The organism is Atribacter sp. (assembly GCF_035418125.1).
GTDB classification, from domain to species: domain Bacteria; phylum Atribacterota; class Atribacteria; order Atribacterales; family Atribacteraceae; genus Atribacter; species Atribacter allofermentans.
This window is the reverse complement of the sequence record NZ_DAOLQM010000069.1, coordinates 1-8,918: the sequence shown is the minus strand read 5'-3', so window position 1 is coordinate 8,918 and position 8,918 is coordinate 1. Positions and strand designations below refer to the sequence as shown.

Here is an 8,918-nt window from a genome sequence, read left to right as displayed (position 1 = left end):
AGCCGAGATCTATTCTGAGCTTAACTTTTATCTGAAATTTTTTGAATCTACGAAAGATTACGGCTAAATAGTGACAGATGTGACACAGCCTGAATGACGGATTTGGAATGGGTATGATAAATCAAGCTCCTACCAAAGAATGTTTTTCTGTAGGAGCACAATGTATTGTGCCCATTCTTTAATTAATATAGCGACCTGCCATGGAATGTCGAATCTTGATTTTCATCCTCATCTGGTACCACAATTATGGCAAGAATGTTTATTCTTAATTTTAGCACTCAACATGGCAATACTTCTGACAGGCTTCAGTATAAGCAATAATATTTTGTATGGGAATTTCTTGGCCCAAAGTATTGGAGGGTGCAACAATTAAAGATGGAATAAGCCGTGCCAAATCCATACGAGATTTTACTTCCTTATCAACATCTTCAACGGTTCCAAAAGGAAGGGTATTCTGTACGCTTATCGTTCCCCAAAAACTGATACGATCACCATATTGCCGGATGATTCGCTCTGAATCTTGACATTCTGGTTGAATGGGATGAAGAACATCAAATCCAACCTGAATCAGATCTGGAATGATTTGTTCGATATTCCCACAGGAATGAAGGAAAAAGTATCGGTCGGGATAAGCCGAACGCAAATCCCCAATAATTCTCTCCCATTCTGGTTTAAGATATTTTCTCCATAAGGATGGATTAATCTGAAGACAACTCTGCATCCCATAATCATCATAAAAACAAAGAATTTCCACTCCAGCTTCAGCATGAGCACGGGCAAATTTATAGGTAAAATCTGCAACCTTTCGTAAAAGTGTTTGGGCAAAAACCGGACGCGCTAATAAATCAACCATAAAAGTCTCCATTCCCCGAAGCCAATGAGACCATTCATAAAGGCTCCCACAATAAGCTGATGAAATATACCCCTTCGACTTTATCTCTTGGGCTCTTCTCTGAACGATAGGAAAACTATCCTGATCTATTCCCGGTATCGGATATTCTTCGATGGATTTTAAATCGTTTTTATTAGCTAAAGGGTGAATCATTTGTTCTGAACCGGGATTATCCGGCCACTCTATCAAACCAACTCCCCATGAAGTCATCGATGTTCCTTGAGGGAGGGAGGGTTCAAAATAGTCTTCCTTGATTCCATTAGGGAGCATTTTCAAGCCAAAATTTGAAGACGAAGTGTGGAATTGCTGTTCTATCTCGTCAGAGTGAGCTATTCTAACTTCAAATTGATAATAGTCATTGACATTGGTTATCTTGGTATGCTCAGTAAACTTTTTATAGGAGCCCGGAGTAAAAGCCGAACTGGCCCCGAAATGGAAGCTCCAGGGAATACGATCTAAATCCCCCTGGCGCTTTAAAACTCTGATAATTCTTTCTCTTGGGCTTAATTCCATTGTTCTCCCCTTTCCTAAAACCTATTCATACTACTCTAATTATTTATCCTTTTCATACTCATAAGATTTGTTACTTATATCTTTAAAAATAACTTATAAGATATTAAAACCTGTTCACTTTTTAATTGAAGAATCAAGAAGCATTTTGAAGAATCTATTGATTTAACCGAATAATAAATGCATTTAATACACTGGCAAAACTTATCCATATTAAACAAGGTATCATAAGATATCCAGCAATTCGATCGACAAGAAAAAACTTTATGGAGGTCAGTAGAATAAAAATCCAGAGGGGGATTATTATAAAAATTCCACCTAAAGGGAGCCTTAAACCGAAAAAAACGAAAATCCACAGCACATTCAAAGATAGTTGAACGAAAAAGATTGCCATTGCAGAAGCAACACTTAAATCAGTACCACTTTTTCTCCAAATAAGGTAAAGGGCAATTCCCATAAGCGCGTAGAGAATGATCCAGATAAGACCAACTATCCCCATCGAAGGAGTAAATGGAGGTTTTTTTAAAGTTTCATACCAAGTTGAAATAGATTTGGCTGTATACCAACTCGCAACAAAAACCACACTTTGACAAATTACAATACTGATTATGAGTTTCCAAACTTGGAATTCAGTTGTTTTCCTTTGGTTTCTGAAATCTTTTATACTCTGGATTTGCTCAATTCGATACTGTCTCATCGTATCACTACCACCTCGGTTTCCAGATTGGCCTGGCAGAAAAAACCAAAGAAATGGTATCCTTGATTAGCTATTTCAAAAAAACCAGAACATGAATATAATTTAAATATATTGTATCAAATAATACCATTTTTCTCTCCTATTATAAAAAGAGTACTTTTTAATTAATATTTTACAAGAAAAGAATACAAAATTAATTTCTTTTTGTCATTATTTTTTATTTGGTAGATTATTCTGGTGTCACTTGGTGGTATGAAGGCCTATCCTGAAAATACCGGAATGGGTGAAAAGTGATCAAACCAAAAAGATAAAGGCACACCCCCCTTAAATCCCCCCTCAATGGGGGAATATATTTAAAAATTCCCCTCCTTGGAGGGGTGTCGCTTTGCGGCGGGGAGGGTGTCTTTAATCTGTCATCCTGAGCGGTGTTTTTCCGCGTGAGGATCTCAACTGCTCAATCCGCCATTGTGAAGAGTTCAACTTTCCTTTAGGTCGAACGACGTGGCAATCTCTTATAGAAAAATATCTTTTATAATATAATTAAAAAATGAGGTCCTCGCACCCTCGAAAAGTAAGGACTCAGGATGATGAATCAATATAATTTCTTGATCTTCCATTGATGGGAAAAGGTCAGGATGAAGATAAAATGACTATTCATCACCATTCCTTAGGATAGGAGAATGTCTCATGAATCAAAACCAACAAAAAATATCACTGGTAGGAGTTGGAAGAGTCGGATCAATGCTGGCATTAACCATTCTCATGAAGGGTTTAGCCAAAGAAATGGTTTTAGTTGGTGAAAACAACCATCAAGCTCAAGGTGAAGCTTATGACCTTATTCACGCCAGTTCTTTTGCCCATCCCATGAAAATCTATGCCGGACCGATTGAAGCAACCAGCCATTCGGATATCATCGTCGTTTCAGCATCAGTTCCTATGACCAACATGAAAAACCGTTTAGATTTGGGTACTGGTAATGCTACTCTTTTTCGGAATCTCATCCCTCAACTTTCCCAACTCAGCCCTGAAGCAATTTTCATAATCATAACTAATCCAGTGGATATCATGACCTATTACACCATACGTTTATCGAATTTTCCTCCTTCCCGAGTCATAGGAACCGGCACTTTGATCGATAGTGGGCGCTTCCGTTCCTTGCTTGGGCTATATAGCGGCATCCACCCCGAGGACATTCATGCTTACATTTTAGGTGAGCACGGTGAAAGTGAATTCCCGGTTCTGAGCCTGGCTGATTTTGGTGGAATGGGAATGGAGAATTCTTTACCTGTCTGTCGGAAAACCTGTCCACTGAAAAACCTTGCCGAAGTTTTTGAAGAAGCTAAAGATGGAGGAATGTTAGTTTATCGACATAAAGGATACACCAATCATGCTATCGCCCTGGCAACCTGTACGTTGATCGAAGCCATATTTAAAGATTCAGGTCGAATCCTCCCGGTTAGCACCTTGATTGATGGCTATTTAGGAGTAACTGACATGTGTTTATCAATGCCGGTTGTTTTGGGTCAAGAAGGAATTTTAAAAATCATCGAATTAAATATGAACGAACAAGAACAAACTGCCTTTCGCTCTTCGGCAGCCGTACTTAAAAAAGCCGCAAAAGAAATGGGAATTGAATAAAAGTATAGCAATGGGAAGAATACTAAAAGAATAATAGGAACATCACTCTTTAAATCTCTCGATGCTGTCGGCGTATGAAATAGAGATGAATACGGACTGAACCAGCTCGTCGTTCTTCTCGAAACCGATCGGTGAGCTGTCGGATAAAATAACCTGATAGTAAATCGAAAGTAGTTTTTCCCATAAAATGATATTTATTAAAAACCCTTCAGCGAGTTAACAACTTATTGCTTTACTCTTCTTTTAATTTAAATTGATAATCCCCTGATCCAATCTGGATAATTATTCTATCTTCATTTTCCTTAGCATAATCAATTCCCTCTTTTTGAGAAACCAGGGTTCCCTTTTGCCAAATATTCTCTCCTCCTTCTTCAATAACTATATTTTTCCAGCCCATCTTAGGAAGCTGAACCTCGGCTTGGCTATTTGCTGGTATTGATACCTGTAGGAAGAAAGAATTAACATCTTTCCTCCAAGCGGAGGAAATAAGACCTCGAAAAGTTTCCAGGGAAGCACTGGCAAAATTTAGATCTTTGACTGGATAAGGTTTAATAATAATTTTTCTCCAGCCTGGAAAATGAGGATCTACCTGAATACCTACTAAATATTTATAGAACCAGGCATCAACCGTTCCTAGCATAATATGATTTTGAGAGTTCATACCTTCTTCGGCAAGACTCTCCCATCGCTCCCAAAGAGTGGTTGCTCCTTCTCTTATCATATATCCCCAACTGGGATAAGTGGCCTGAGTAACTAACTTGAAAGCTAAATCAACTTCTCCATTTTCAGTTAAAACATCTAAGATGTATTTTGTTCCAATAATCCCGGTGTTAAGGTGGTTACCATGAACGACTACAATGTCATCTATTAATTCTCTCCATATAGTTTTCCTTTTATCATCAGGTACTATTTCTGAATAAAGAGCAAGAATATTAGCTGTTTGGCTTCTAAGATACCTATGTAGTCTTTTCGATGTGATTTCTTTGTCCCCTATAGAAGCATTTGAAGGTAAATAAGTGCGATACCAATCCTCGGTCCAACCATAGAAATTCTTATCTCCTAAGAATTTTTTATTGAAGGATATTTTTATTTCTTCGGCTCTTTTGAGGAATCTGTCATGATCTTCAACATTTCCTAAAATTTTTGCTATTTTAGATTGAAGGAGAGTGTCGCGATAGTAGAACCAAGTGGAAACAAGAGAAATCGGAGTTTCTACCGATATAATATGCCAAGGAGGACACCAATCACCATACTTTCCCAATTCTAAGATACCATCTTTTGACTGAGAGTGGAGAAATTCTACCCATCTCTCCATCATAGAATAGTTTTCTTCCAAAATTTCTCGATCACCATAATAGAGGTACAAATCCCAAGGTATGCTTATACAAGCAGTACCCCAAGCTGGATCTGCTGGATAAAAATCCCAATAAGGAGGCACCAAATCCGGAACGCTTCCATCTTCTTTTTGGGATTTCTTAATATCAACCAACCATTTTTTAAAAAATCCGATCATTTGAAAATTATATATAGTTTCTTCCGAAACCAGCTGGGCGTCTCCCAACCATCCCATTCGCTCATCCCTTTGAGGACAATCAGTGGGAATGCTCATTAAATTACTAAGTTGACCCCAGCGAATATTTTCATGAATTTTATTCACCAATGAACAAGAGGTAAAAAGACTTCCTGTAGATTTAACCTCTGAATGGACAAAACACCCTTCTAATGTTTCTAAAGAAGGGATACCAGGAAATCCCGTAACTTCTACATAACGAAAACCATGGTAAGTAAAGCGAGGTTCATAAATTTCTTCTCCCTGTCCTTTTAAAATATAAATGTCGGTGGCTTCAGCGCCTTGGTTCGGATTTGTATTTAAACTCCTGTCTTCGTTTAGAAGCTCTGAGTATCTTAATTTAACCTGAGTACCTCGAGGCCCAGAAACCTTTAATCGCACCCAACCGCTGAAGTTTTGACCAAAATCGTAAATATAAGTCCCGGGAGTTGGAGAGGTAAGTTCCTTAGGTGGAAGTATTTTATCCACTTTAATGAAGGGAAAAGTAGCCTGAGATTTCATTTTGCCTTGGGGAGAAACAACTTCCTGAGCAAACTCCCAGGCTGAGTCGTCATATAAGGCCACATCCCACCCCTCTTCTTCCAAACGGGCATCATATATTTCTCCATCATAAATGTCGTTAAATATAATCGGGCCATCTTTGGTTTTCCAATTAGAATCAGAAATAATACTAACCAAAGAATCATCATCAAATTCTATATAAATTTCTAAAATGAAAATAGGATAGTTATGATACTTTTTCAGCTTATAAGGGTTTTTATTAACCACTTCATCAGGAGGGCAAAAACGTCCGTTCCCCAACATCACCCCTACTGCATTACTTCCTTTTCTTAATAAAGAAGTAACATCATAAGTAGAATAAAGAACTACCTCATCATAATCAGTCCAGCCAGGATCCAGAACCCTATCTCCCACTTTCTCACCATTTAAGCGTATCTCACAGTAACCCAATCCGGAGACATACACTCTTGCTCTTTTAATTTCTTTATCTATTTTAAATTCTTTCCGAAAAAGAGGACTACCTTTACCCGGTTTTCCTATCCAAAGTCCTTGCCAATCTTCAGGGTATAATAATCCCACTTCAAAAGAGGAAATTTCGCTATAAGGGCTCATATTTCTATCCTTATCCCAAACCCGTACTATCCAATAGTAAGTTTTTTTACTCTCCAATAATTTACCTTGATATTTAACGGTTGATTGGTCAGTATTTACTTCTTTGCTATCCCACATATCTCCAATATTCTTCTTAGCATTTTCCAGACTGGATGCAACAATTATTTGATAGGCTGATTGTTTTTGGTTTCTTTCTGAATGATGGATTGACCAAGAAAAAAGAGGTTTAAGGTTATTAATGCCCAATGGATTAGAAGTGTACTCACAAGATAGTTGAGCAACTCTTATATTCTTATTCTCCATATAATTTCTTACTCCTTTTTTAAAAGAAGGAAAATTCTTATATCAAATAATTAATCGTTTGTAATAAGAGGGCTAAAACAGAATTATATTTCTCATTTCTATGAAACGTGATAATTTTTAAACGAAGACTCTTCCCAGAAATTTGTTACAAACTTGACTCTTCTATTTTATCTTCAATGTGAAATAATTCTTCTTTTCTCATACAAAGTGGCAAGCTACCAACCAACCTTTTTCAACTTCCTTCAGCTCTGGTTCAAGAGTCTTACACTTTTCTGTAACAAATGGACAACGAGTGTGAAATCCACAGCCGGTAGGAATGTTAATTGGGCTAGGGATTTCTTCGGTTAGCGGAATATACTCTCGTTTAAGATTAGGATCGGGAATAGGCACTGAAGAAATAAGAGCTTTGGTATAAGGGTGTTTTGGTGAAGAACAAATATTTTCTGAATCAGCCATCTCCACAATTTTTCCTAAATACATTATGCCAACCCTATCGCTTATATGCTTTGTTACACTTAAATCATGAGATATAAAAAGGTAAGATAAATTTTTTTTATTTTTCAAATCCTCTAATAAATTAATAATCTGGGCTTGAACTGAAACATCCAAAGCTGATACGCATTCATCGCATACAATAAACTCCGGAGAAACAGCCAAAGCCCGAGCAATGGCTACCCTCTGTCTTTGCCCTCCGCTCAGTTCATGAGGATATTTATTTGCACAGGTTTCATCCAAACCCACTTCTCCCAGTAATTTAATAATCTTTGCTTCTTCATCGCTCTTGCTTTCGGCTAATTTATGAATAAAAAGAGGCTCTCTGACAATATCTTTAATCTTCGTGCGAGGATTAAGCGATCCGAAGGGATCTTGAAATATTATTTGCATATGTTTTCTCATCGAGAGTAAATCTTCATCCTTCAGTTGAACTATATTTTTATCCCGGAATATCACTTCTCCGCCAGTTGGTTCGATTAACCTTAGAATGCACATTCCCAAGGTGGTTTTTCCACAGCCACTTTCACCAACCAGCCCTAAAACTTCACCTTTTGCTAAAGAAAGACTTGTCTTTTCTACTGCTCTTACATATTTTCTTTCTTTGCTAAACATACTACTCTTTATTGGAAAGTGCTTGGTTAAATTCTTAACATTAAGCAAATAATCGTCGGAAAATTTCTTTTGATTTCCAACCAAAAAGGTAGATATTTTTGTTCTCGAATCTTGTTTTTCAATTTGATCGCTTTTCCAACACCTACTTAAATGGTTTTCACTCAATTTGAAAAGAGGAGGCTCTTCTTCTCGACATTTTTTCTCTGCCAAAGAACATCGGGGATGAAATACACAACCCTGAGGTAAAGCAGAGAGAGGGGGCACTCTCCCCGGTATGGTATTTAATTCAGTTCCTTGAGGAGCATCGAGTCGGGGTAGAGATTTGAGTAGTCCCGAAGTATAGGGGTGTTGTGGTTGATAAAAAAGCTCCTCTACTGAAGCATATTCTAAAATTTTCCCAGCATACATTACTAAAACTTTTTCAGCAATTTCGGCAATAACTCCTAAGTTATGAGTTATAAATAATACCGAAGTACCTAATTTTCCCTGAATATCTTTAACTAAATAAAGAATTTGTTTTTGTATGGTAACATCCAGTGCCGTAGTGGGTTCATCGGCAATCAAAAACGAGGGATTGGAAGATAAAGCCATAGCAATCATCGCTCTTTGTTTCATTCCCCCGCTCAGTTGATGAGGATATTCTTTTGCTCTTCGAGAAGCCTCGGGAATTTTTACCAATTCTAAGATCTCGATGGTTTTTTGCCAAGCTTCCGTTTTATTAAGTTTCTGATGGAAAATAATTGATTCAGCAATTTGTTGCCCAATAGTGAGAACGGGATTTAGCGAGGTCATGGGTTCCTGGAAAATCATCGATATTTCCTTCCCTCTTATCCCTTGCATCTGACTTTCATTCAATTTTAAGAGGTCTTCGCCTTTAAAATATATTTCTCCAGAAATTTTAGCTGGTGGAACTGGTAAAATGCGTAAAATTGAACGGGCACATACGCTTTTCCCTGAACCGCTTTCTCCCACTATGCCCAGGATTTCCCCCTCTCCAAGATCAAAGTCTACCTCGTTTACGGCTTTGATTACTTCATTTCCCATATAAAAATAAGTTTTTAAACCACGTACCGAAAGCAACATTTTAT

The 8,918-nt window shown here is 37.5% G+C and carries 6 protein-coding genes; 1 reads left to right on the top strand and 5 read right to left on the bottom strand.

Annotated elements, in window-relative coordinates; genetic code table 11:
- Positions 1-271: 271 nt before the first annotated feature.
- The gene (locus tag PLK24_RS05210; protein WP_324476963.1) at positions 272-1,405 is read right to left on the bottom strand and encodes a uroporphyrinogen decarboxylase family protein; all 1,134 of its coding nucleotides are present in this window, start codon (positions 1,403-1,405) and stop codon (positions 272-274) included.
- A 154-nt stretch (positions 1,406-1,559) separates the two neighbouring features.
- Positions 1,560-2,099, bottom strand: coding sequence for a TspO/MBR family protein (locus PLK24_RS05205; RefSeq protein ID WP_324476962.1), 540 nt, complete (start codon positions 2,097-2,099; stop codon positions 1,560-1,562).
- A 687-nt stretch (positions 2,100-2,786) separates the two neighbouring features.
- On the opposite strand from PLK24_RS05205, the gene PLK24_RS05200 reads away from it, so the two are divergent.
- A complete protein-coding gene (locus PLK24_RS05200; RefSeq protein WP_324476960.1) occupies positions 2,787-3,737 on the top strand; it encodes an L-lactate dehydrogenase in 951 nt (316 codons plus the stop codon).
- A 49-nt stretch (positions 3,738-3,786) separates the two neighbouring features.
- Here the strand turns inward: PLK24_RS05200 and PLK24_RS05195 are convergent, their stop codons facing one another.
- From PLK24_RS05195 to PLK24_RS05185, 3 genes are all read right to left on the bottom strand, one after another.
- A complete protein-coding gene (locus PLK24_RS05195) occupies positions 3,787-3,921 on the bottom strand; it encodes a hypothetical protein (RefSeq protein ID WP_324476958.1) in 135 nt (44 codons plus the stop codon).
- 48 nt (positions 3,922-3,969) lie between these two features.
- On the bottom strand, positions 3,970-6,723 hold the full coding sequence (locus PLK24_RS05190) for an alpha-L-rhamnosidase (RefSeq protein WP_324476957.1): 2,754 nt from the start codon (positions 6,721-6,723) through the stop codon (positions 3,970-3,972).
- Between the two features lie 198 nt (positions 6,724-6,921).
- Positions 6,922-8,918: ABC transporter ATP-binding protein (locus PLK24_RS05185; RefSeq protein WP_324476955.1), on the bottom strand; the 1,997-nt coding region annotated here is incomplete at its 5' end.

Excerpts from the sequence above, each read along its gene's own strand:
- PLK24_RS05210 (WP_324476963.1), bottom strand. The coding sequence starts at position 1,405 with ATGGAATTAAGCCCAAGAGAAAGAATTATCAGAGTTTTAAAGCGCCAG.
- PLK24_RS05205 (WP_324476962.1), bottom strand. The coding sequence starts at position 2,099 with ATGAGACAGTATCGAATTGAGCAAATCCAGAGTATAAAAGATTTCAGA.
- PLK24_RS05200 (WP_324476960.1), top strand. The coding sequence starts at position 2,787 with ATGAATCAAAACCAACAAAAAATATCACTGGTAGGAGTTGGAAGAGTC.
- PLK24_RS05195 (WP_324476958.1), bottom strand. The coding sequence starts at position 3,921 with ATGGGAAAAACTACTTTCGATTTACTATCAGGTTATTTTATCCGACAG.
- PLK24_RS05190 (WP_324476957.1), bottom strand. The coding sequence starts at position 6,723 with ATGGAGAATAAGAATATAAGAGTTGCTCAACTATCTTGTGAGTACACT.